The 24555-nt window shown below is 45.1% G+C and carries 24 protein-coding genes, 2 tRNA genes, 1 rRNA gene and 1 pseudogene; 10 read left to right on the top strand and 18 right to left on the bottom strand.

Going from position 1 to position 24555, the window contains the following annotated elements; translation table 11 throughout:
• The 3 genes and pseudogenes from AC1DOV_RS33565 to AC1DOV_RS33555 form a co-directional block, all read right to left on the bottom strand.
• Positions 1-1844 (bottom strand): annotated as a pseudogene (locus AC1DOV_RS33565) (hypothetical protein); the annotation flags it as partial.
• Between the two features lie 254 nt (positions 1845-2098).
• Positions 2099-2290 carry a hypothetical protein gene (locus AC1DOV_RS33560; RefSeq protein WP_477512998.1) on the bottom strand — a complete coding sequence of 64 codons (192 nt, stop codon included), beginning with the start codon at positions 2288-2290 and terminating at the stop codon, positions 2099-2101.
• A gap of 235 nt (positions 2291-2525) precedes the next feature.
• Positions 2526-3677 (bottom strand): HD domain-containing phosphohydrolase, encoded by a 1152-nt coding sequence (locus AC1DOV_RS33555; RefSeq protein WP_477552050.1) that lies wholly within the window; start codon positions 3675-3677, stop codon positions 2526-2528.
• 180 nt (positions 3678-3857) lie between these two features.
• Between AC1DOV_RS33555 and AC1DOV_RS33550 the strand changes: the two genes are divergently transcribed.
• From AC1DOV_RS33550 to AC1DOV_RS33530, 5 genes are all read left to right on the top strand, one after another.
• Positions 3858-3934: transfer RNA gene (locus AC1DOV_RS33550), tRNA-Arg, on the top strand.
• 173 nt (positions 3935-4107) lie between these two features.
• Positions 4108-4509, top strand: a complete 402-nt coding sequence (locus tag AC1DOV_RS33545) for a YhjD family protein (RefSeq protein ID WP_339205937.1) — start codon at positions 4108-4110, stop codon at positions 4507-4509.
• 232 nt (positions 4510-4741) lie between these two features.
• The gene (locus AC1DOV_RS33540; RefSeq protein ID WP_477552049.1) at positions 4742-5482 is read left to right on the top strand and encodes a TerD family protein; all 741 of its coding nucleotides are present in this window, start codon (positions 4742-4744) and stop codon (positions 5480-5482) included.
• 63 nt (positions 5483-5545) lie between these two features.
• Entirely contained in the window at positions 5546-6340 is a 795-nt protein-coding gene (locus AC1DOV_RS33535; protein WP_076271771.1) for an AIM24 family protein, read from the top strand.
• Between the two features lie 197 nt (positions 6341-6537).
• Positions 6538-6750, top strand: coding sequence for a hypothetical protein (locus tag AC1DOV_RS33530; RefSeq protein WP_477552048.1), 213 nt, complete (start codon positions 6538-6540; stop codon positions 6748-6750).
• 167 nt (positions 6751-6917) lie between these two features.
• Here the strand turns inward: AC1DOV_RS33530 and AC1DOV_RS33525 are convergent, their stop codons facing one another.
• Entirely contained in the window at positions 6918-8285 is a 1368-nt protein-coding gene (locus AC1DOV_RS33525; protein WP_477552047.1) for an FtsW/RodA/SpoVE family cell cycle protein, read from the bottom strand.
• Entirely contained in the window at positions 8282-8614 is a 333-nt protein-coding gene (locus AC1DOV_RS33520; protein WP_339205935.1) for a PadR family transcriptional regulator, read from the bottom strand. Before AC1DOV_RS33520 ends, AC1DOV_RS33525 begins: the two co-directional genes overlap by 4 nt.
• 212 nt (positions 8615-8826) lie before the next feature.
• Here AC1DOV_RS33520 and AC1DOV_RS33515 point away from each other — a divergent pair, with 212 nt between their 5' ends.
• The gene (locus AC1DOV_RS33515) at positions 8827-9183 is read left to right on the top strand and encodes a DUF4870 domain-containing protein (protein ID WP_339205934.1); all 357 of its coding nucleotides are present in this window, start codon (positions 8827-8829) and stop codon (positions 9181-9183) included.
• A gap of 41 nt (positions 9184-9224) precedes the next feature.
• Here AC1DOV_RS33515 and AC1DOV_RS33510 read toward each other — a convergent pair whose 3' ends face one another.
• Positions 9225-10070 carry a MurR/RpiR family transcriptional regulator gene (locus AC1DOV_RS33510; RefSeq protein ID WP_441884851.1) on the bottom strand — a complete coding sequence of 282 codons (846 nt, stop codon included), beginning with the start codon at positions 10068-10070 and terminating at the stop codon, positions 9225-9227.
• Between the two features lie 237 nt (positions 10071-10307).
• Between AC1DOV_RS33510 and AC1DOV_RS33505 the strand changes: the two genes are divergently transcribed.
• From AC1DOV_RS33505 to AC1DOV_RS33490, 4 genes are read left to right on the top strand one after another with little or no spacing between them, the layout of a single operon-like run.
• Complete coding sequence (locus tag AC1DOV_RS33505; protein ID WP_076271765.1) at positions 10308-11189, top strand: DUF8171 family membrane protein; 882 nt, start codon at positions 10308-10310, stop codon at positions 11187-11189.
• Positions 11186-13009 (top strand): ABC transporter ATP-binding protein, encoded by a 1824-nt coding sequence (locus AC1DOV_RS33500; protein ID WP_477552046.1) that lies wholly within the window; start codon positions 11186-11188, stop codon positions 13007-13009. Before AC1DOV_RS33505 ends, AC1DOV_RS33500 begins: the two co-directional genes overlap by 4 nt.
• Positions 12996-13823 carry an energy-coupling factor transporter transmembrane component T family protein gene (locus tag AC1DOV_RS33495; protein ID WP_430063456.1) on the top strand — a complete coding sequence of 276 codons (828 nt, stop codon included), beginning with the start codon at positions 12996-12998 and terminating at the stop codon, positions 13821-13823. Before AC1DOV_RS33500 ends, AC1DOV_RS33495 begins: the two co-directional genes overlap by 14 nt.
• A gap of 31 nt (positions 13824-13854) precedes the next feature.
• Complete coding sequence (locus tag AC1DOV_RS33490; protein ID WP_477552045.1) at positions 13855-14616, top strand: PHP-associated domain-containing protein; 762 nt, start codon at positions 13855-13857, stop codon at positions 14614-14616.
• Positions 14617-14678: 62 nt separating this feature from the next.
• Here the strand turns inward: AC1DOV_RS33490 and AC1DOV_RS33485 are convergent, their stop codons facing one another.
• The 12 genes from AC1DOV_RS33485 to rrf all read right to left on the bottom strand — a co-directional run bounded on the left by AC1DOV_RS33485 (position 14679) and on the right by rrf (position 24390).
• Positions 14679-15737 carry a hypothetical protein gene (locus tag AC1DOV_RS33485; RefSeq protein ID WP_477552044.1) on the bottom strand — a complete coding sequence of 353 codons (1059 nt, stop codon included), beginning with the start codon at positions 15735-15737 and terminating at the stop codon, positions 14679-14681.
• A 138-nt stretch (positions 15738-15875) separates the two neighbouring features.
• Complete coding sequence (locus AC1DOV_RS33480) at positions 15876-16025, bottom strand: small acid-soluble spore protein P (RefSeq protein ID WP_076271763.1); 150 nt, start codon at positions 16023-16025, stop codon at positions 15876-15878.
• Between the two features lie 43 nt (positions 16026-16068).
• The gene (locus AC1DOV_RS33475) at positions 16069-16245 is read right to left on the bottom strand and encodes a hypothetical protein (RefSeq protein WP_441884862.1); all 177 of its coding nucleotides are present in this window, start codon (positions 16243-16245) and stop codon (positions 16069-16071) included.
• 15 nt (positions 16246-16260) lie between these two features.
• Positions 16261-16608 carry a hypothetical protein gene (locus AC1DOV_RS33470; protein ID WP_083682741.1) on the bottom strand — a complete coding sequence of 116 codons (348 nt, stop codon included), beginning with the start codon at positions 16606-16608 and terminating at the stop codon, positions 16261-16263.
• A 123-nt stretch (positions 16609-16731) separates the two neighbouring features.
• Positions 16732-16820: transfer RNA gene (locus tag AC1DOV_RS33465), tRNA-Ser, on the bottom strand.
• A gap of 84 nt (positions 16821-16904) precedes the next feature.
• Positions 16905-18191, bottom strand: a complete 1287-nt coding sequence (gene serS / locus AC1DOV_RS33460; RefSeq protein WP_441884864.1) for a serine--tRNA ligase — start codon at positions 18189-18191, stop codon at positions 16905-16907.
• A 48-nt stretch (positions 18192-18239) separates the two neighbouring features.
• On the bottom strand, positions 18240-18824 hold the full coding sequence (pdxT, locus tag AC1DOV_RS33455) for a pyridoxal 5'-phosphate synthase glutaminase subunit PdxT (RefSeq protein WP_477552043.1): 585 nt from the start codon (positions 18822-18824) through the stop codon (positions 18240-18242).
• Between the two features lie 77 nt (positions 18825-18901).
• Positions 18902-19783, bottom strand: coding sequence for a pyridoxal 5'-phosphate synthase lyase subunit PdxS (gene pdxS / locus AC1DOV_RS33450; protein ID WP_076271759.1), 882 nt, complete (start codon positions 19781-19783; stop codon positions 18902-18904).
• 127 nt (positions 19784-19910) lie between these two features.
• The gene (locus tag AC1DOV_RS33445) at positions 19911-21200 is read right to left on the bottom strand and encodes a D-alanyl-D-alanine carboxypeptidase family protein (protein WP_441884872.1); all 1290 of its coding nucleotides are present in this window, start codon (positions 21198-21200) and stop codon (positions 19911-19913) included.
• Between the two features lie 188 nt (positions 21201-21388).
• The gene (gene guaB, locus AC1DOV_RS33440) at positions 21389-22846 is read right to left on the bottom strand and encodes an IMP dehydrogenase (protein ID WP_076271758.1); all 1458 of its coding nucleotides are present in this window, start codon (positions 22844-22846) and stop codon (positions 21389-21391) included.
• Positions 22847-22991: 145 nt separating this feature from the next.
• Entirely contained in the window at positions 22992-24185 is a 1194-nt protein-coding gene (locus AC1DOV_RS33435) for a GNAT family N-acetyltransferase (RefSeq protein ID WP_477552042.1), read from the bottom strand.
• A gap of 88 nt (positions 24186-24273) precedes the next feature.
• A 5S ribosomal RNA gene (gene rrf / locus AC1DOV_RS33430) occupies positions 24274-24390 on the bottom strand.
• Positions 24391-24555: the final 165 nt, after the last annotated feature.

The raw sequence follows: 24555 nt of genomic DNA, 5'->3' as shown, positions 1-24555 counted from the left end.
CCAGCAGTTCCTGTCRCACCTGTTACACCGTCGGCTCCTGTTGCTCCTGTGGAGCCCGTTACACCCGTTGCTCCTGCTACTCCTGTCGCGCCTGTTGCTCCTGCCACTCCTGTCACACCTGTTACACCGTCGGCTCCTGTTGCTCCTGTAGAGCCCGTTACACCCGTTGCTCCTGCTGTTCCTGTCGCGCCTGTTGCCCCATCCGTTCCTGTCGCTCCAGTTTCACCGTCGGCTCCTGTTGCTCCTGTGGAGCCCGTTACACCCGTTGCTCCTGCTGTTCCTGTCGCGCCTGTTGCCCCATCCGTTCCTGTCGCACCAGTTACGCCGTCGGCTCCTGTTGCTCCTGTAGAGCCCGTTGCACCCGTCGTTCCTGGTAATCCAGTCGCCCCGGTCGCTCCTGTTACTCCTGCTCCCGTAGCACCAGTTGCTCCTGTAGCACCACTCGCTGCAATAAGCGTATAATCCGGCGATGTTCCCGGTGTGCCTGTTGGCGGCGCCGTATTCACGATATACGTGCTTCCATTAAACGTTACGACCTGACCTACTGGATATCCTGGAGCTGCGAGTGGATCAAATACTACAATTCCGCTTAGCCCGACTCCTGTAGATCCCGTCGTTCCTGACGCTCCTGTTACTCCTGTCGCACCTGTTGCACCAACAGCTCCCGTTGCGCCTATCGATCCCGTTGCACCCGTTGCTCCATCTGTTCCCGTGGCACCTGTTGCTCCCGCTCCCGTAGCACCCGTAGAACCTGTAGCACCACTCGCCGCAAGCAGCGTATAATCTGACGAAATTCCTGGCGTGCCTGTTGGTGGTGCCATATTCACGATATACGTGCTTCCATTAAACGTTACGACCTGACCTACTGGATATCCTGGAGCTGCGAGTGGATCAAATACTACAATTCCGCTTAGTCCGACTCCTGTAGCTCCGGTAGATCCCGTCGTTCCTGACGCTCCTGTTACTCCTACTCCTGTCGCACCTGTTGCACCAACAGCTCCCGTTGCGCCTGTCGATCCTGTTGCACCCGTTGCTCCATCTGTTCCTGTTGCACCTGTTACTCCCGCTCCTGTTGCACCCGTCACGCCTGTAGCACCACTCGCCGCAAGCAGTGTATAATCCGGTGAAGTTCCAGGTGTGCCTGTTGGCGGAACTGTATTCACGATATAAGTGCTGCCGTTAAACGTCACAATTTGACCAAGAGGATAGCCCGGTGCTGCGAGTGGATCAAATACTACTGCTCCGCCTAGACCGACTCCTGTCGCACCTGTAGATCCCGTTGTTCCTGTTGCACCTGTTACTCCCGCTCCTGTTGCACCCGTCGCACCTGTAGCACCACTCGCTGCAAGCAGCGTATAATCCGGCGAAGTACCTGGTGTGCCTGTTGGCGGCGCCGTATTCACCACATAGGTCCTTCCGTTAAACGTTATGACCTGACCGACTGGATACCCCGATGCTGCGAGTGGATCATAAGTCACGACGCCATCTAGACCTACTCCCGCTCCTGTAGCACCAGTTACTCCGCTTGCTGCAAGCAGCGTATAGTCTGGCGAAACACCGGGTGTTCCTACTGGAGAAGACGTATTTACAACATACGAGCTCCCATTAAACGTAACCACTTGCCCTGCTTGATAGCCAAGTGCTGCGAGTGGATTAAATGCAACAATACCATTTAAGCCTGCTCCTGTAGCACCTGTAGTTCCTGTAGTTCCTGTAGCTCCCGTGGCACCTGTTGACCCAACAGCACCTGCTGCCCCAGGACTGCCCGCAGCTCCCGTTGCCCCAGTTGCTCCTTTTGCGCCTGTTTCTCCATCCGTTCCACGAAAACCTCTGTGCCCCCTCAAACCTCGAGGTCCTTTATCTCCCTTCGACCCTCTATACCCTCTTGGCCCCCTTACGCACCTTTTTACTCTTTTACTCGGTTTTGAAGAATGGCCGCCCAGGCATTTCAAAGCACTATTGAGGATTATGATAGAGTCCTTCACATCAACTTTAGCTCTTCTAATTTTATCTCTACGTGTAAGCCTTCTGGCCTTCCGCAGCTCAACAATCGCTAAGTTTAGTTTTCTTAAGCATTTCGACCGTTTATGCGCCAACTCTATACACCTCCAATAAGATCAGATTTTGCATTTTTCTTCCGTTTTTTATGAACAATACTGCCCATCGAAGCGACTGCTTCATGTATTTGCTGCTCAGCGTGTTTTAAGTGTTTCGTTTTAATTAAATTTCTCGCTGATTCCAATTTGTAAATCGCTTCATTTATTTTCTGCCCTTGAAGCCTTTTGTTCATAGACGTTTTATCACCCTCCGCTATTTAGCTTGTAATCCGCTCTAGCTTATAACGTGTTTATAATAACTAAATCAGTCTATGTCCAAAATGGTTTTCGAACACGGTAAATACCTAGCCTTTCAAGCAAAGTACAAGCAAGCGCCCTATATTTATTAAATCAAGGCTTGGAAGACACTGAATTTAAAAACAAAAAAGACCTCATTGGGTTCACCCCAACAAGGTCTGCAAGCAGCTTCTACTCCTTCTCCAGCCAATCAGCATCACGATCTCTTATTTCCAAAAGAAGCGGCAGCTGTTCAAAAAAAGCATCTACCACCTGAGGGTCAAAATGCCTCCCCCGTTCTTCTTTGATCAGTCCCAAAATGCGATCCATCCCCCAAGCCTCTTTGTACATTCTTGCGCTGCTTAAAGCATCAAATACATCTGCCAGCGCAGTAATTCGCCCATATATATGAATAGCCTCACCCTTAAGGCCTTGCGGATATCCGGTACCGTCCCACTTTTCATGATGCTGCCAAGCCACGATCGCCGCAGCCTGCAGCAGCGGTCTCTTGGAATTGTGCAATAATCGGTAACCGATAATGGCATGCTCCTTAATCTGCTCATACTCTTCTGCCGTTAGCTTCCCTGGTTTTTTCAACACAGCATCCGGAATAGCTACTTTGCCGATATCATGCATTGGAGATGCGCTGCGCAGCATGTCTGCTTCAGGATCACTCATGCCTAGTCCTTTTGCCAAAACATATGAATATTGTGCAACCCGTTTTACATGATTGCCCGTTTCTTGCGAGCGGCCTTCACCGATTTTTCCCATTGCCAAAATAATCTCTTTTTGCGTCTCTATTATTTCCTCATACAGCATGATGGACTCAAGCGACTTGCCTGAGTAAGAGGCAGCAAGCGATAAGTATTCCATATCTTTCACCGAGAATATCTGCTTCTCTGTTAGTTTGTTTATGGCTTGATAGGCACCAATTACTTCTCCTTGATTATTGTGAAAAGGGATCGTCATAATCGATTTCGTCCGATAACCGGTCTTTAAGTCGTTATCCGGATTGTGCCTTGGATCTTCATAGGCGTCATCTATAAAAATAGATTGTCCCGTGCTTATAGCACTTCCTACCAGCCCGCTGCCGTAAGGAATCCGTATCTCGCAAGCCCCGTGAGCTACCGCTGTAAAAAGCTCATTGCGAGCAGCATCAATCAACCAGACGGTGCACCGATCTGCAACGACCATCTCTCTGCCCATATTGGCCATTAAGATAAGGACAGCATCCAGCTTCTTTTCATTCGCTATTTTAGCTGTATATTCAAAAATCACCTTAAGCATTTGTTCAGGCGACAAATCCAATCGAAACGATTGCGGTTCATTTTGGAATTCAAGCATTCGAACAATCCTCCAGCCGATCAAACTCGTTATCCTTACCTCTATTCGCCTTTACATGCTTTTTATCCTCTTGATTCCATATAAAAGCGCAGTTATTCGACAAAAAAATACAATAGTCTTACACTAAAATGGTTAATCTTGCTTCACCTAAAGCACCCATGCTATAATCAATGTTGCTGCGCGTCCGTAGCTCATCCGGATAGAGCAAACGTTTCCTAAACGTTAGGTGGGAGGTTCGAGCCCTCTCGGGCGCGCCATTTCTTTCACGAAAATATAAAGCTTATTGCTAATGCCGGCAATAAGCTTTTTTTGTTTTCATCTACACCACACCAATTAGACTAGTGTCGAATAATTTTTATAAGACACCTGATCAGGATACATTGACTACGGAACGTTTGTTCGCATATAATGTGCATGAGGTGATTTACAAATGGCCATGCCGTTGTCCAAAGTAAACAATTCATACCTGTACCATCCACCTGCTCACGATGAGATACAGCTTCTTCACAAAGCTATTATCCTTCCACTAGCTCTCGTTATTGTTGAACGAAATAGACGCGAGCTTGAGAGAAAAGCGCGAACTTTACGTTCTATTTTTACTAGGGCAGCAGACATTATGATTGCAAAAATGAAAACAGATCTAACAACAAATACACAGCAGCTCCTTCAGAAAAGCATTACTCTGTGCATGTATAAAAACACTGCTGAACAGATCAGCTATTGCTATAATTGCCGCGGTTTTGAAGACCAGATTGCTTATTCGCATGCCTACATACGTAATGAGATAAATAAGTGTATTTCAACCTATAGTGCTGAGATTTTCACTAAATAAGCATCCCTCGATGATCAAAAAAACAGACGATCCTCTTAAAGCTTCTTAAGAAGTCTCACTATTGAAGTGAGGCTCTTTTCTCTACTCGTAATTTCGTCATACAACGCTATAATCTTCCATTCCAATCTGCTATACTACAAATAGTTTCATATCGTTCTACAAAACATACAGTTTTAACCAAAATTATTGTCGAAAAAACAGCTTTTTATTATGCATTGAGGAGGCAGTTCATATGGGAATTAATTTAAATCCGCCAGGAAGACCATCCAACATTCTTGGAGGCCAAGGCGGCATTCAACAGGGCGGTATTCAGCAAGGCGGTATCCAACAAGGGGGTATTCAGGGCGGATCAATAAATAACGCTTTTGGCGCAGCTCCCGCTCCTCAGGCCAGTCCTAATGGTGGGCTTATCCTTACCAAAGGACAGAAGCTGGATTTGACCAAAAATAATGCAGGGCTTGATTTATTGAAAATCGGACTTGGATGGGACACAAATAACCTGCAAGGCCAGAGCTATGACCTAGATGCAGAGGTGTTTATGCTGAATCAGACAAACACGGTTTCTTCCACTAGTCATATCGTTTTCTACAACAATCTCGTGAGCCCCGATGGATCAACACGCTATAAGGGTGATAACCGTGACGGACAAGGCAGCGGTGACGATGAGTCGGTTGAAATTCAATTATCCAGAGTAGCTTTGGATATCCAAAAAATCGTATTTACCGTTACAATTGATGAAGCTATTCGCAAAAACCAAAACTTTGGACAAGTTTCCAATGCATATATCCGTGTCGTGAACCAAGCAAACGGAGCCGAGATCTGCCGATTTGATCTATCCGAGGACTATTCCACCTCAATCTCCATCCTAGCTGGAGAAGTATATCGCCACGGCAATGAATGGAAATTTAATGCTGTTGGAACAGGCTTGTCGCTTGATCTAGTGGGCATATGTGCGCATTACGGGGCAATGTAACAGCTTACTTGTTAATGAAGCAGCTATAATTTCATTTTATATATTATATGGAGGTTACCCCGCATGCCGTTTCAATTCCAGGTCGAACGGGAATTATTTTTGAAAGCAGAAGGACAAGGCCAGTTTTTTGCCAAAAAAGGATCGATGGTTGCTGATCAAGCCTATAACAAGAAATTCAAATATTCTAAGCGGTTGTTAGGAACGAATTCCGGAAATGTTATCGGACAAGTGATCAACCATGGTATGCGTAAAGTAACGGGAGAAAACTTAGAGATTATGGAAGTCGAAGGACAAGGCATCGTATATCTCGCGGATGAGAACTCTCATGTTACAATCATTAATTTAGAGCAAGGCGGACCATGGCAAAGCGTAAGTGTTGAGAGTGAGGATCTGCTCGCATTTACGGATACTTGTCATTATGGCGTTACCATCATTGGAACGGGTGTCCTCTCCCAGCGCGGCTTGTTTACATCCAAACTTACTTACAACGGACAGGGCGCACAGGTTGCCGTAAAAACCAAAGGCAATCCACTGGTTTTGCAAGGCCCTTGCCGTGTAGATCCTGATGCCATCGTAGCTTGGACAGGTCCTTCCCCAAGTGTGAAGATCGATGTAAACTGGAAAACGCTTATTGGCCAAACCTCCGGGGAATCTTATATGTACGAATTCAGTGACCCTAATCAGGTTGTTATTATACAGCCATTTGAACGTGAGAGCGGCGTGAAATTCGGTATGGATGACAACCGTTACCAACCGCAAACGCAGAGCAGCGCATTCAACAACACCTTTGGCGGCAGCCAAGGAGGACATGACAGCAACAGTGGGCTTGGTGGAATTATCGGCAAGTTTCTGAAATAAGCATCGGATAATGATATAAGCCTTGCCGTATCGTTCGGCAGGGCTGTTTTCTTTGAAAACCAGCTGCTCTCCTATGGATAGCTGCCTTTTTGCTTGAAAGCATGTAACCCGGATCGCTTTCGCTGCGTACAAAGATAAACAGAAAACAAAAACTGCCCCATAGAATAATTTAAATATAGAAATAGGAGGAAAATAAAATGAAAGCTGCAGGTACACTTTTACTAGTCACTGCTATTATTGAAGGCATCTTAGGAATCCCCTTGCTGGGTGGCACCCTAGTCATGTTATCTGGATACACGCTATTATTTGCAACGCTCATTCTTCATATCGTAACGCTTGTTCTTTGCTCGCAACATAATAAGCCAGTCGTAGGCAGTATTTTGGGGATCATTACATCTGTATTAGCATGAATACCTATTCTCGGCATGATCATGCATCTTACTACAGCCCTATTCCTGTTCATTGGCGTTTCCAAAAACAATCAGCAAAATTACCCTACCCGTCCACCCGCTCCAGGCAGCTTCTAATCAAGAGGGCTATCCTACTGTAGATATTCTACAATAGGATAGTCCTTTTTTTATCTTGATGGCTCGCGATTTAGTAAGCTGATCATATTTTTTCTCCGATTGACGCTTAGCAGCAATCCCATGACCATTAATTCGATAATGGCATTTGTACCGCCATACGATATGAAAGGCATCGTCATGCTATTAATAGGCAGCAGCCCAAACGACATCAGAATATTCCAGACGAAATGAAAACCAATAATTGAAAATGAGCCAACGACCAAACCTCTAGCATATACATCCTTGAGTGTTTTTGCCATGCCAATCACTTTAACAATCAGCAATACGGCTAACAGCACTATAGCAATACCAAAAACCAAACCAAGACTGTAGATCAAATAAGTAAAGACCATTTCACTATAAACATAGCGAAACATTCGGTTCTCAACGCCAAATCCTTGTCCCCACATCCCTCCCAATCGAATAGATTCCAAGGATTTCTGGAGATAATAGTTTTTATCATCAGGGGAAGCAGTAGGATTTAGAAATGCGGTATATCGTTCCCATATGGATTTATAGCGAACTGGATCATTTATTTTTATAATAAACACCGTTCCTGCTGTTAGGATTGAACCCACGCTGGTTATAAACAGCTTGTACGTTTTTGCAACAAAAAGCATTAATACGGTCAGTCCAAATAAATATATAATAAAATTAAGATTGGAGTTTGCCGTGCTATACAGTATAGCGGGCACGATCGCATATAAAAGCGCCATTTTTCCGAAGTAAAATGAATTTCTGAATAGTCCCTGCTTCTCCTTATGCTTAACAAGCAACGTCCCTGCAAAAGCAATCATAAATAGGTAAGGAGATGTGCCATATACATCAAAGGTAAAAGACCCGATTGTGAGCCAGCTTTTCGAACCATTGACTTCGACTGCATAAAAAATACAGGCTACCATCAAAAAAATTGTTCCGCTATAAATGTACCATGAATACTTTTCCCATTTTCGATAGTCCAAAAAATAAATACCAATGATGAACACGATACCTATCGCTGTGAAAACTGCCTTCTTAAGAAAAAATTGAAACCCACTATACATATTTTGATCACTATAAGCGAATTCCATTGCATACATAGCAAGCAGGCCAATACCCACCATTATTGCGACAAGTGCGGCTAATCCCCATTCCATAACCGGCTTATGTGCTGCATGAAGCTGCTTGCCGATCTGATCAGGATCACCCATCTGGACTAGAGCAGCACGAACCGCCTCTTCCTCTGATAACCCTTCGTTTAGCTTATCCTCCACCAGCTCGTCCAGATGGTTCTGCATTTCAACCTTGATGTCACGATGCACATCTCTTGCTTTTACATGTCTGCAAACCTGCACTAAGTATTCCTGAATCGACTCATACTGAACAGGTTTGTTATTCATGCATGGCCCTCCCCGATTACGCGGTCTACCGTCGTCCGAAACAACGTCCACTCCTGCTTCTTCTCCTCCAGCTGCCCTCTTCCACGCGCTGTGATGCGATAATATTTCCGTTTGCGGCTGCCATCCTCATTCCAGTACGATTCAACCAGCTGTTCCACCTCAAGCGTATGTAAGATCGGATAAAGCGTCCCTTCTTTAAAAGTAAACACACCGCTCGAGCTTTTTTCAATTTCTTTGGTCATTTCATAGCCATACATTTCCTTACGGTCAAGCAGTGTCAAAATAAGAATAACGGTACTGCCTTTCATAAGCTCCTTATTAATTTTCATAACGCCCTCCTGTTTAAGTATCGCATTTCTATGCATCGATTATCTATGTATAAGTATATAGTTGACCACCACCGATTACAACATCATTTTAGGAATGGATTCCCATAATAGCTAATCGGTGATATATTTATGCATATCTTATCGCTGCGTTAACGTATAAGTACATAAGTCACATTAATCGGCGGTTTTCAATTTAAGGGAGGCAATACACAATGAATCAATCTTTCGGACTTCATAAGGAAGAAAAAACGTACGGCATGCTTTGCCATCTGCTTGCTTTTAGCGGTGTAATTATTCCGCTCGGCAACATTCTTGGACCACTCATCATTTGGCTTCTGAAGAAGGATCAATCCAGCTATGTGGATATGCATGGCAAGGAATCACTCAATTTTCAGATCAGCAATATGATTTATTCCATTATTTCCGGTTTGCTCATTTTTGTTCTCATCGGATTTATTACTACACCGCTTTTGTTTATTTTCTGGATTGCATTTACCATCATTGGGTCTATGCGTGCTTCAGAGGGCAATGGCTATCGCTATCCTCTAACCATTCGTTTCTTCAAATAAAACATAGAACCGCCGGGACGCAAATCGTTCCGGCGGTTCTATTATTTAGGAAGCTGCGAGCTATATTTTTTCCTCATCACATGCAAGCGGTCCAATTGGTCAAACGCCTGCTGCCCGCACCGCTTTGTAACGGCTACTGACAGTGCATCAAGAAGCGCAACTGGCGCTGCCATCGAATGAAAGCCCTCCAGTTCCCCCCGATCAACCTGCAGCACGAGATCGCTCTGCTCCAGCATATCGGATACGAGCAAATCCGTAATCAGTATTGTAGTGTAGCCTGCCTCTTTGGCATGCTCAAGCAGCACCGTTAATTCAGGTGAGCGCCTGACAAAGCCGAACATAAGCAGCACATCGCTGGAATCAGCATGAACAAGCGTTTCAAGCAGCTCGCTGCCACTCCCCGCCATACCTTCGATTTGCACATTTATCCGATTCAGACGAAATCGGATGAGCTCGATCAAGCTAGCTGCTGCTCCCGTTCCAAATACATACACTTTTCTAGCCTTATGAATGGCCTCCACCGCTTGATGAAACTGCTCACGGTCTACACGCTTTGAAGTAACCTCTACGTTAGCTGCTGCAATCTCCAGCATTTCACTTACAATATCAGCCTCTTCATGATCTACCTTATTCAATATTTTCTTCATCTTATGGGCAGGCGTCGCATGCTCGCTTTTCAGCAGCGTTTTCTTAAATGCCTTCAAATTAGCAAACCCAATCGTCCGCCAAAACCGCGATACCGTCGCCGTACTGACACCTACAGCCATCGCAATATCTTCCTCTGTACAATAAGGAATCTGCTGCAGTGCACCCACTACGTAATTAGCAATGGATTGGTGGCTTTTTGACATATTATCCAAGTCCATATCCAAATGAAAAGCCGTCATCTTTAATTCCTCCTGCCTGTACCAACATCGCAGCATATTTTCTAAACGGAGTATATCACCTTTTGATTAAAAATGATAATTTTATTTCATTTTTATTTTTTTGTAATTTATTTTACGTAATCGAAATAATTTGTTGATGATCTGATAACATTCGATCTCTATATTGTAGAAGAATTCGTTTTGAATCGAGGCATTCGAGACGTATTCCGCCTCAAAAACAAATTAGGAGGAATCACAATGGTTACAGCGCCTAAGCGCCGTTATGAGCTGACGCAATCGCAGAAGCTTATGGTATTCATTTTATCGATGTCCTTGTACGGTATTTCCAACATGTTCTCCGAGCTTATTCCTGAGCTAAAGCTTGGTCCCATTGAGCTGAAGGTCGAATACTTCGCTTTTATCCCACTAACGCTCTGTATTCTATTTAATCCGCTGTATGCTGCACTTGGCGCATCCTTCGGCGAGGTTATATTCGGGGAACTGCTGCTTGGACAATTCGGCGGACTCGGAGAATTGGAAAAATTCATAGAATTTACGATTGCCATGTACATAGCTGGCCTGCTCGTAAGCGATCCACGAAATCGCAAACAACTCGCACTCGCTTCGTTCGTTGCAGTAGGTATTGACCAGATGCTTGGGGCGATTGTCGACATCAGCAAGGTTTGGTTTGGGATCGAAGAGCTCGAAGCTGTTCCAGGCATTCCCGAAAGCATATTGCTTATCGAAGGTGTAGGTTTCCTTAACGCCATGCTCATAACCGGCATCTTTTTCTCCCTGCTGCCTACTTTATTTCTCGTACCGCGTCTATATGGAAAAATCGAACCGCTTCTCGGCATAAAACCACGCGACAGCAGAGTTTCTATATCATTCGGACAGCTAATAACGCCGCGGCTGCTCATTACCGCAATTATATTTGTTTTTATCGGAATCGTTGCAGAATTTTTGTCCGAGTCTGATATTAACTTTGCTGTATGGGAGCCAGAATTTATTGAGCAATATGGCAGTGGGTTCATCTGGATTAGTGCTGCTGCAGCCGCATTAGTGCTCATATTAACACTCATCGCAGCATTTCGTGCCAAATCCAAATCTGCGCGCACGACGGAGGATGTTAAGCTTTGAGACCTTCATCCTTCCAAGCCAACCAGCAGGGGCCGCAGCATGCGGCTCCCATCATTAAGCTGCAGGACATTCAATTTCAATATCCCGGAGCGGAGAACAAGGCGCTCCACAACATTCAGCTTACTGTTCAACCCGGCGAGTTTATCGCTATAGCAGGTACGAATGGCAGTGGCAAGTCAACGCTTTGCAAATGTTTAAACGGCCTTATTCCAAACTATTATGTCGGCGATTTAGACGGCTCCATTGAAGTTGCAGGGCTAATAGCTGCCGAGGAAACGGTATCCTCCTTGTCACGCAAGGTCGCTTATGTGTTTCAGGATTTTGAGAACCAGCTCGTTCGGCCGACCGTCTATGATGAAGCCTGCTTTGCTCCACTTAATTATGGCTTTAGCGATTACCGTGAACGCGGACTTCGAGCTTTGTCCATGCTTGGCATTGATCATTTGAAGGATCAGTGGATTTGGCAGCTAAGCGGCGGACAAAAGCATCTTACGGCGCTTGCTGGGGCTTTATCCCTCGATCCAGAAATTATTATTATCGATGAGCCCGTGGCGCAGCTAGATCCCTTTCATGCTAGACTCATCTACGACAAACTTAAGCTGCTGAATGAAAAGCATGGCAAAACAATCATCGTCATTGAGCACCATACCGAGTTTATTGCAAACTATTGCAATAGGGTCGTACTTATGGATAGCGGCACAATACGCTGGGTGAAGCCTGTCCATGAGGCATTATCTGCAGTTGATGAGCTTGCTGAACTGCATATATTACCGCCGCAGGTTACGCTTGCTGTTTGTACACTAGAGGCTGCTTCCGGAAAAGCAAAAAGTGAGGATTCATCACAATACCCGATCACCATCGATGAAGCAGTCGCTTATTTTGAGAAGATGCTTAAACCGTCATTCACGCTTTCAGCTGACCTTACGGATAAGCCTATTTCTAATAATGAACATACTATGCAGCCCCTTGTTACGTTTGCCAATGTCTCCTATAGCTACAAAACAATTGCAAGAACGATGCATCCCGTCATTCGGAACATGAGCATCAGCTTTTATGAAGGCGATCGTATTGCTCTTGTCGGCAATAATGGCGCGGGCAAATCAACGCTGCTCAAGCTCCTTTCGGGCATTCGGCGCCCTACGGAAGGACACTTAACCGTATGCGGGCATATTACGAAGCAATCTTCACCTGAACTGCTGTCTGATTTTGTCTCCTATATTTATCAGAATCCAGAGGAGATGTTTATTGAAGATTCCGTCCGCAAGGATGTTGAATATTTTCTAAAAGCCCGCGGAATTGCTGATTATCACCCTTTTGTTGATGAAATTCTGGAGAGGCTGCGGCTAACCGCCCTGCAGGATCGAGATGGCAGACTGCTCAGCGGCGGACAGCAGCGCAGAGCGACATTAGCGATCGGACTCGCCATGCGTCCCACTGTCATGCTGCTGGATGAACCGACAGCCAGCCTTGATGCAGCGAGCCGCCGTGAAATGACTGAAATGCTTGCGCAGCTGCAGGATCATGTAAAAACGACCATCATAGCGACACATGATATGCAGCTGGTTGCCGAATGGGCAAATCGCGTTATCGTTATGCATGATGGCTGCGTCGCACTTGATACAGATGTACGCTCGTTATTCAGCCATGTTGCCATTCTCAAACAAGCAGGTCTCATTGCGCCGCAAATCGCTTTGCTTAGTCAAAGACTGGGTTTCGAGCCGCCTTGCCTATCTGTCAATGAATTCACCACGCGGCTTATCAAAAATATAAATCCGTCAAACCCATTTGAGCAGGAGGAGATTACGGTTGGAAGCAATTAAACAAAGCATGCTCGACAAGCTGAGCGTAGAACAAATTAAAATTGAGCTGATGCGTACCGCTTTCGGCAGACAATCGACCTTTCTGTCGCGCTTTGATCCGCGTATCCTCCTGATTTGGTATTCCTTTTTCGCCATAGCGCCTTGGTTCTTTCATAATAAAGCCATTCTGCTTGGCTTGCTTATTCCAATGCTTGTTCTTACTTTATCTTCAAAGGTAAGTCCACTTGTTCTACTTATTATGGGCGTCGGCCTGGTAAGTGAGATTAGTTATATTTTTTTCGGCTCCATCTTCTTCGGAGGGAGTCTAGCGGGCGTATGGCCGTTATTGACCTTAACATTAAAAATATTAATCATCTCGCTGGCCAGCATTGCCGTGTTCTCTAGCATGGATCCCGAGAAGCTGAGTGACGCCCTGCTTAGTATGGGGATGCCTGGACAATTCAGCTTTGGTGTGTCCTACGGCTATAGGATGCTTCCGATTCTAATTGAGGAGTACCATAACCTTATTCACTCATTCCGATTGCGCGGCCGCGCTCCCCGCAATAAGGGTTTTCTTCACTGGCGTTCAATTATATACATGGCGAAGATTAGCGTTTATGCCTTTTATCCGCTCATTCTGAATACAGCTAAGCGAACGAGAACGACGGTCGAAGCATTAGAGGTGCGCGGCTTTACCTATTCGCTTGTCAGCCCTGAGACGAAGAAGCTTAAGCTTGCCCATATGCAGGTTCGACCGCATGATTTTATTTTCTTAAGCTGCTCCCTGTTCTATATGATCGGGCTGGTTGCTTTTGGACAATTCATTTCCTTTTAAAATTACATAATTGAATGGAGATAACACACTAATGATGAGCATCGATTTGCATACACATGGCAAGCTGTCAAAGAAAACAAATTTTTCACTCGACTACTTCCTTTCCATGGCTCGCGAAGCCAAAGAAAACGGTCTGCACGCGGTGGCGTTGACCGAGCATTTTAACACGCTTCACTTTGCCGATATGATGGATCAGCTGGATCATCATTTTGAATACAAAGGTGATTATTATGTCGTGGAGGGCTTGAAGGTTTTCTCTGGCATGGAGATTGATGTAGCGAATAAAGGCCATATTCTAATCATTGGAAACCGCAGCCATATTCGTGATCTGAGGCAGCAGCTTGAACCCCATACCGCAAAAGATAGCTTTATCGCTTTAGAAGAGCTGCTGAACCGCACCGACGGCTATCCCTTGCTTCGAATTGGTGCTCATCCCATGAGAGAAAGCACGCCGCTCACTCACCATGATGCTGACACACTCAGACGCCTCGATGCGCTTGATATAAATGCAAAAGATTTATTCCAATATGGTTTCGGCATGGCTGATCAGGTTCGACAGTTCGCAGATCATATTGGCTTAAAGGTCATTGCAGGAAGCGACTCACATCAGCCTCTACAGTTCGGCAGCGTTGTTAATCATGTAGATAACGTTTGCGAAACAGCTGAACAACTGCGCAACGAGCTGCTGAGTGGCAATTATCAGCTTGAAATTTCCGCTTGCTTGAATGTTAAAGTAAAAGCTGCTCAAATGATGAAAGAGCTTCTAAAAAAATCGATGGTTGTCGCTTTGTAAGAACACCCGCTTCACTAAAAAAGCAGCTCCTGACACTCAGGAGCTGCTTCATTTTCAATCTATTACAGACCAACCGGCAGTTGGAACATCTGTGTCAGTTCGTCCAGTGTAATCGCATCCGTCGGAATTTCACCTTCGAACTTCGCATCTTTATTAATCTCGGAGTAAGTAACATCATAATGAAGGCCAAGCTTCATCTTCTGGCCGCTCTCTTTGTCAGAGCCTTCAATGCTTACCTTACCCGATTGGTAAGCAAGATATCCATCTGTGATAGCGCCCGTTACTTTCAGAGTATTCACTTTAACATCATTTTTAAATGTGGTTAGAATCTCTGCTTTGTTCGTCTCAAGATCCGACTTCATCTTCTCGATGTCCGCCTTATCAAGCTGAAGAGTCTTTAATGATGCTTCATTAGCAAGCAATACATTTAGCACCTCAGGCAGCACTTGGTTAACGATGGTTTCTACTGTTTTTGGATAGTTGCTTTCATTAATCTCAAAGGCGATGATTTGATCTGCTTTCATATCAGCAGGCAGGCCAGCTGCCTCAGCCTTAGGCTGGCTGAAATATGTTTTCTCGTCAAAATGCTTAAGCATTACTTCTCCAAGTTCCTTGCCTAACTTTTGTTGTGCAGCAAGATCCAGCTTAGCCGTGCCTTCTTTCTCAGCAAGCTCCTTTAGATCAATTTTAATAAATTTACTTGTAATCGTCTCCGGCAATGGCAGCATCGGAACTTGCGGTATTTTCACATACAGCGCTTCCTCAGTCATAATCATAGGTACCGTTAACTTCATCTCCATGTCGCCTGGCACTACGATTTGCATATTCATATCGGTACGCATCGGTTTTTTCTTATATACAGCATCAACTGTAATGGTTGCATCTTTAATCAAACCTACGATTGCTGCTGTAGCAGCTGCGTTGCCTTCCAAAGTTGCCGTTTGTGGAACTTCCAATTCATCCAAGCCAAATGACATTTTTACTGCATATGAGTCCGCTTCATTAATTTTCGTCATAGCCGCCTGCAAAGCTTCCTTCGGTGGTTTTGCCGAGCTGCAGCCTGCAATAACAACTAAAATAACGGCTAACATAAGAACCGCTATTTTTTGAACATTCTTCATGTAGTATGTTCCTCCCTATCTTTTTGTGAGCACCTCCATTCTATACTAAAATAACTTCATTTAGAAGTTATATCCAAAAAATCCCGTTTCAGCGTACTGAAACGGGACGTTTGGCCTAGCTTTTAACAGCACATTGATCTATCCTTGCGGGTTATGATGATCCACATGATTACGCTGCTTCGTTTTCTTAGATCCAGAAAGCGGCTCTTGCTGCCCGCCTCCGTCATTACGCTTCCGATTATTTTGCGGATTGCTTTCCGGCACCGGAATGCTGTCTGGCTTCGACATTTGGATTCCTCCTATTTAGATCTCATCGGCTTCGAGGGAAGCGTTAATTTTTTTGATGTTCTAAATCTGTTGGATGATCATGATTTATGTCATCCTGATTGCTTCGATCGTTCTTATCCTGCTGCAATTGCTGAGCTTGATGGCTGTTAACCGCCTCAACCTCCAAAGCTTCTACCACATTAGATAAGTTCTTATCAGCCGTTCCTTGTGCCTTTGTCATAAGCAGCCCTCTCCTCTAAGCATGCGTCAAGCGTTGCAGCGCTTGAGCACATTCATGCAGATGTCTAGTGTAATTTTGTATCAGCTCTTGAATGATGTCTCCACGCTCATCGATGGATACCTTGTCTTTCTCCACATCGATAAGCTCAACCTTCACTTCACGGCTATCTACATAAGTAACTTTAAAATCAAACGAATACATTTGATGTCCGGCTGTATCGATCGTTACGCGCAGCGCTTTGGAATCTGACTCATCAGGCAGCACTCTGCTGCGGTCAGCGTCTTTTAGCGTCTCTGGCAAGGTTTGACGCCAAGCATCTGCCAAGTTTTCTTGATTCATTTGCAGTTCATCTGATTTACCCATTAAATGAAGCACCTCCACATCGTATAACATGCGATGTGCGGCATTATTTTATACGAGGGGATAGAATGAAAAAAAAGCCCAAACGCTTAGCGTCTGGGCTTGTCATGTACATTTTAAAAAATATGGAGGAGAGAGTGGGACTCGAACCCACGTGGGCTTGCGCCCTAACAGTTTTCAAGACTGCCCCGTTATGACCGCTTCGGTATCTCTCCATCGTTCAATTGTCACAAGAAATATAATACCACAGGTCAAAATAAAAATGCAAGTGTATTTTGACCATGTGGCAAAAAAAATTTTTAAAGCTTTGTTGAATCGATCGAACTAATGCCGCCCATATACGGACGCAGTACTTCTGGAATCGTCACAGAACCGTCCGCTTGCTGGAAGTTCTCGATAATTGCCGCAAAAGTACGGCCTACAGCAAGTCCCGAACCATTCAGTGTATGAACGAATTCCGGCTTGCTCTTCGTATCTCTACGGAAACGAATACCCGCACGGCGAGCTTGGAAATCCTCTACATTTGAGCAGGACGAAATTTCACGATACGTGCCTGCACTTGGCAGCCACACTTCAAGGTCATATGTTTTAGCCGCTGTGAAGCCCATATCTCCCGTACAAAGCGTTAGAACACGGTAAGGAAGTCCTAGTAGCTGCAAAACCTTCTCCGCGTTAGCGGTCATTTTCTCCAGCTCTTCGTATGAATCCTCCGGTTTCGTCAATTTGATCAATTCAACCTTGTTGAACTGATGCTGACGAATCAAACCACGTGTATCGCGCCCAGCAGAACCTGCTTCTGAACGGAAGCACGAGCTGTAAGCTACAAAATATTTCGGAAGTTCTTCAATCGGCAAAATCTCTTCGCGGTGCAGGTTCGTAACTGGTACCTCTGCAGTCGGAATGAGGAAATAATCCGAATCCGAAATTTTGAATAAATCCTCTTCAAACTTTGGAAGCTGACCCGTACCGATCAAGCTGTCACGATTAACGATATAAGGAGGCAATACTTCCTCATAACCGTGCTTATCGCTGTGAAGATCCATCATAAAGCTGATAAGCGCACGCTCAAGACGAGCTCCAAGGCCGCGGTAGAACGTGAAACGTGATCCCGTTACCTTCGCTGCACGCTCGAAATCCAATATGCCGAGAGATTGCGCAAGCTCCCAATGTGGCTTGGGCTCAAAATCAAAGGTTGGAACCTCGCCATTTTTGCGTAGCTCTACATTATCTTCCTCCGACTTGCCGACTGGCACGCTATCGCTAGGAATGTTAGGGATCGCTTGAGTCAGCTCAATCACTTGTACATCCAGCTCACGAAGTTCATCGTCAAGCTCTTTAATGCGGTCGCCAACCTCTCTCATCTCAAGGATAAGCGATTCTGCGTCGCCGCCTGTGCGTTTGAGTTTAGCTACATCCTGCGAAACCGTATTGCGTCTGCTCTTCAGCTGCTCCGTCTCTTGAATAAGATCACGGCGCCTAGTGTCGAGCGCAGGAAAATTAGCAATAAGATCAAGGGAAGCTCCGCGATCAAGCAGCGCTTTCTCAACCTTCTCAAATTCATTTCTTAACAATTTTACATCCAGCACGATCCAAAAGCCCCTCTCTGAAGGGAGTAATTTTATTATTGTAAACGTTTATTCCTTGCTTGCAGCTGCTTCCTTCACCATATCAACGAAGTATGCATGCAGCCTATAATCGTCCGTTAGCTCCGGATGATACGATACAGCTAGAAGATGTCCCTGTCTTGCTGTTACAATTTCATCTCGGTATGTAGACAATACGTCTACGCCTGCTCCAACTTTTTTGATCAATGGAGCTCGGATAAATACAGCGCGAACCGGTTCGTCAATGCCTTTGACATCCAAATCCGTCTCAAAGCTTTCTTGTTGACGCCCGAATGCGTTTCTTGCAACGGTCATATCCATAAGGCGCAAATGCGCATCCTCTTGGCCTTCTATTTCATCAGCCAAAACGATAAGACCAGCACAAGTGCCGAACAATGGCTTGCCTTGTTCAGAGAAATCCTTAATAGCCTCCATGAAGCCATAATTGCGCATCAGCTTGCTGATCGTCGTGCTCTCGCCGCCTGGAATAACAAGCCCTTGCAGCTCTTCAAGCTGCTCAACCCGCTTAACGGCGACCGCCTCTGCGCCCGCCGCTTCTAAGCTTCGTATATGCTCTGCCACTGCGCCTTGAAGCGCTAGTACGCCTATCTTCATCGCTCTACTCGCCTTCCTTTACGGGCAAGAGCCGGCAGCACTATTCGCGCTAAGCCGGCACCTGCATATTACAACTATTATATACCGCGGTCTTGCATACGCTCGGAGGAGTTAAGCTTGGAAATTTCGATTCCCTTCATAGCTGCTCCCAAGTTTTTCGACACTTCAGCAATTAGCTTGTAATCTTGGTAATGTGTCGTTGCTTCAACGATTGCACGAGCGAATTTCTCTGGGTTTTCTGATGTGAAAATACCAGAACCTACGAATACGCCGTCTGCTCCAAGATGCATCATCAAAGCTGCATCGGATGGTGTAGCTACTCCGCCTGCTGCGAAGTTCACGACAGGAAGCTTACCTGTTTCATGTACGTTAAGAAGCAAGTCATAAGCTACGCCAAGAACCTTAGCTTCATGATAAAGCTCGTCCTTCGACAAACCTTGGATTTTACGAATTTGTCCATTGATCAAGCGAAGGTGACGAACAGCCTCTACGATATTGCCTGTTCCCGGCTCACCTTTCGTACGAAGCATTGCTGCTCCCTCTTGAATACGGCGCAACGCTTCTCCAAGATCTTTTGCTCCGCATACGAATGGAATCGTAAACTCATGCTTGCTGATGTGGAATACTTCATCTGCTGGTGTAAGTACTTCACTCTCATCGATATAGTCAACGCCCATGGATTCGAGCACTTTTGCTTCTACATAATGCCCGATACGAGCCTTTGCCATAACTGGAATCGATACAACTTTCATTACTTCTTCTACAATTGTCGGATCAGCCATACGAGCTACTCCGCCTGCTGCACGAATTTCGGAAGGGACGCGCTCAAGCGCCATTACCGCTGTTGCTCCTGCTGCTTCTGCTACTTTCGCTTGCTCGGCGCTCATAACGTCCATAATGACGCCGCCTTTTTGCATTTCTGCCATGCCGCGTTTTACGCGCGATGTACCTGTTTCCATGCTAAAATCCTCCTATTTTCATCCATTAATTTGTATATTACCGCAGTTGTTCTAACCATTGATTTTACAGGATGCAAGAATAATCGACAAGCCTTGATTTGCTTTATTCCCCTGTTTTCTACTCGGATTAGAACAAATTGACGATTCCATTAAATAAACCTGAGAAAAAATCTCCAATTCCACGGAACATCAAGCGGAACCAACCTGCTTTCGTTCCATCCTCCGTTGTAACGAGGTTAACCGTTTTTTTGAGCTCTTGTTTCGTTTCGGCATCCGTGTACTTGTAAGTTACTGTACCTACAACCGTGCCTGCTGGAATCGGAGCTACCAGCTCAGCTTCTGATTTCACATCGCTGGATACAACCTCGATTTTAGGCTCTACGCCCTTCTTAACCATAAACGTAATATCTTTTTCCGTTACGATCGGCAAGGTTTTCTTTTTACCCTTTTTAATCTTAACCGTTTTCGCTGTTTCTACCACAGATTTTGGCGCAAGCACCGTCTTTTTCTCAAAAGTGCTGAAACCGTAGTTATACATCTTAGCCGTTTCATTAAAACGAGCAGACTTTGTAGCAGTATCCATAACGACGCTAATAAAACGCTGCTCGCCTCTTTTTACAGTACCCGTGAAATTGTAGCCAGCAGCATTAATGAAGCCTGTTTTCATGCCGTCAACGCCTTCATAAGCTAAGTGCTTAAGGCCCTTTTGATTCACGTTTGTACCAAGCATCCAGTTAATGTTGATGATTGGATCCTTGTCGCGTTCACGGAATTTATATTCCTGCAGCTTAGAATAATCCAAAAATTCAGGGTGCTTGCTCAAAATAATTTGAGCTAGCTTCGCCATGTCCGTCGCAGAAATAACAGTTGTCTCCGATAGACCAGTCGCACTTGTAAAAATAGCTGTTTTAAGACCCAACTCCGCAGCTACCTCATTCATCTTCTTAACAAATCCTTGCTCACTTCCAGCTATTTGCGATGCTAATGCAATCGTTGCATCATTCGCAGAACCAACTGCCATTGCTTTGTACAAATCTCTAACCGTATGTTGATCTCCTTGAGCTAAAAATACAGATGATCCATCCGATGGCGTTGAGGCCGCTTCCGCACTAGTGGTAATAACCTCATCCCAGGACAGGCGTTCATTCGTAATTTCCTCAAGAACGATATATTCCGTCATTAACTTCGTCATACTTGCTGCAGGGAGCGGCTCCTCTGAATTAACTTCATACAAAACTTGTCCTGAATCCGCATCAATTAGAATAGCAGCTTTCACTTGTAAACCTAAATCGTTTTTCGTACTTTCTCTTCCTTGGTATCCATTCGCCATTGCTACCGCAGAACCAAGCGACAGCATTACCATCCAAACCGCCAAACTTGCAGCGATGACCGTCTTTATTCGAACCGGCCTTACCATTTCCTTCAACGTCGTCTCCCCTTTTCCCACTTGGTTTGTCCGTTGTTAATTGTAACATATCGAAGCCTAACAATTAAACCACAAACAGGTTACAGAACAATGAGTAATCCTTCATAAAAAAAACAGACAAGGGCCAGCGACTCAGTCGCCTTTCCTTGTCTGTTATTATCGTATCTAGATAGTATAGCTTAAAGTGAATAGTTTGGTGCTTCTTTCGTAATTTGCACATCATGTGGATGGCTTTCACGAAGACCAGAACCTGTAATACGAACGAATTGTGTATCGTTCTTAAGCTCGTCCAGAGAAGCTGTACCGCAATAGCCCATACCTGAACGCAAGCCGCCGAGCAATTGATGCACAGTGTCAGCAAGCGGCCCTTTGTAAGGAACGCGTCCTTCGATACCTTCCGGAACAAGCTTGTTCTCGTTCTCTTGGAAGTAACGATCCTTGCTTCCTTCCTTCATAGCGCCAAGCGAGCCCATTCCACGGTAGACTTTAAAGCTGCGTCCTTGGAAAATTTCAGTTTCGCCAGGGCTTTCAGCTGTACCTGCGAACAAGCTTCCGATCATAATCGCGCTTGCTCCAGATGCGATTGCTTTCGTAATGTCACCGGAGTACTTAATACCGCCGTCTGCAATAACCGGAATATTGTATTCACGAGCAACTGACGCGCAATCATAAATCGCAGTAATTTGTGGAACACCGATACCAGCGATAACGCGAGTTGTACAGATCGATCCAGGACCAATCCCTACTTTAACTACGGAAGCGCCTGCTTCGATAAGATCACGGGTAGCATCGCCAGTAGCAACGTTACCTGCAATAATAGTAAGGTCTGGGTAAGTAGCACGTAGCTTACGAACTGCATCCAAAATATTAATGTGGTGACCATGTGCCGAGTCTACAACAAGAACATCAATTCCTGATTGAACCAATGCTTCTGCACGATCCATTGTATCCTTCGAAATACCAACCGCTGCTCCGCAAAGTAAGCGACCATGCTTATCTTTAGCCGCATTAGGGAATTGGATTGCTTTCTCAATATCTTTTATCGTAATAAGACCTTTAAGTGTATTGGACTCATCAATCAGCGGCAGCTTCTCAATCTTGTGCTTTTGAAGAAGTCCCTCCGCTTCCTGCAGCGTTGTGCCAACAGGTGCCGTTACAAGGTTGTTACGAGTCATAACTTCATTTATCTTAATTGAATAATCATGTACGAAACGCAAATCACGGTTGGTCAAAATACCTACAAGCTTCTTATCTTGATCAACAATCGGTACGCCTGAGATGCGGTATTTTCCCATCAATTCTTCTGCGTCGTAAACATGGTGATCAGGCGTAAGCGAAAACGGATTTGTAATTACACCGCTCTCCGAACGTTTTACACGGTCAACTTCCTCCGCTTGCTGTGTAATCGACATGTTCTTATGGATAATGCCGATACCACCCTCACGCGCAATTGCAATCGCCAATGCGGCTTCTGTAACGGTGTCCATACCAGCGCTAATGAGCGGAATGTTTAGCTTAATGTCCTCGCTTAATCGAATCGAGATGTCAACTTCCCTAGGCAGCACTTCTGATTTGCGCGGAATAAGCAGGACGTCGTCAAACGTTAGCCCTTCTTTGGCGAATTTCGTTTCCCACACGAGTATGTTCCTCCCTTATTTTAAGTACGTCTCACATATATTATTAGCAATATTAGCAGAGGGGGTATAGGCTGTCAAGGCTGATGAATACCTTTGTTCATCCTGTTTTATACTCGATTTGGAAGTCTCAAAACATGCTATTTCTTTAGAAAAAGTCAGGTAAATACGTAGTTCGTTCGGGAATACGAGATTGTAAGCGTTTAACCAATCCTATATCTCCTTCTATGCGTGCGAATTGGGCTAATTGCTCTAACTGAATATACCCAAATAGCACACTCGTAAAGGAACCAATATCCAGTTTAATTGCCTCATCTATTTTTTCACTATCGTCCTTACGACGAAGTGAAGCTTTCCCAGACGCATCGATATGAAGTAAAAAATGACCATTATTCCATGGAGCTTGAGCGTCGATCAGTTGAATATGAATGTCATCAGCATGATCTGCTGCCTTAAAATCATATTGGCTCACAAAAGCTTCCGCATCCACAATTCGAGCCATAAAATAAGGTGTGATTTCCTGTTTTATTCTCGGATTGCTCAGCAAGTAGGGAAGGCGATCGTTAGATGGCATTTTAATCGTCAGCTCTTCGATCATTGAATCATGCTGTGCAAGAAATGACCATATTGCAGCTCTTGCAGGCTCATTTAAATGAACAAACTCATGAACCGTTAACCGGCTGTTTTTAACTTCATAAATGACGTAGCCTTGTGCTGCTCCGCTCTTATCGTAATAAAGTGCAGTTTGTCCTGGTTTTCTTCTGTTAATCCGATACTTCCACCAGAAGTCGTCACGCACCAATGAGCCATTAAATTGAGATGCATAGGCTTGATAGACATCGTTCAGCAAACTATAGTTTCCTGTAATCCGCTCAAACCTACCCTCGTATGCTATTCTCGCTGGAAGCATGTCCGTCTTAATCGTATATGTTTTAAGTTCAGTGTAGGTTTCCCATCCAAATTTACGGTAAAAGCTGAATGAAAAAGGATGTAGAAAAGAAACCGTTTGACCGTTCTCCTTCATCTCTAACAGTGATTGAACGAGTATTTGAGCAACTAGCCCCTGCCTCCTAAACTCTGGCCATGTCGCAACACCTGCAACACCTCCCATATCAAAAACCTTGCCTCCGATATATGTTTGCAGCTTTAACACTGCAGCTTGTGCAGCCAACTGATTATCGACATACGCTCCGTACCTTACAGTAGGCTCACTCTCATACTGCTCTTTCGTTTGTTCTAGTTCTGCAGCAGAACGTTCATATTGAAATGCAAATTGAGATAAAGCCATACTCTCGTCAAATTGCTCTATACCGGTATGCTTAATAACGATACGTGTTTCCAATTCGAAGCACCTCCAAATTTGATATAATCCTATCATACCGCATAAACAACAAAAAAACCTACCGCATCACATGCGATAGGTCTTTCGTGCTTGGCGACGTCCTACTCTCCCAAGACCCTGCGGTCTAAGTACCATTGGCGCTGAAGGGCTTAACGGTCGTGTTCGGTATGGGAACGCGTGGTTCCCCTCCGCCATCGCCACCAAACGTAGCGTGTTGCACGCTGAAAACTGGATACGAAAGATTAGGCTTGCTGAAGCCTTAATGCTGCTGTCTACTGGATGTATGGGTCACAGTAAACGTGTTTAGGATAAGCCCTCGACCGATTAGTATTCGTCAGCTACACACATTGCTGTGCTTCCACCCCGAACC

This window comes from Paenibacillus sp. 01T47 (assembly GCF_056398245.1).
The sequence above is the reverse complement of the archived record's forward strand: the minus strand, read 5'-3'. Positions and strand labels throughout refer to the sequence as shown.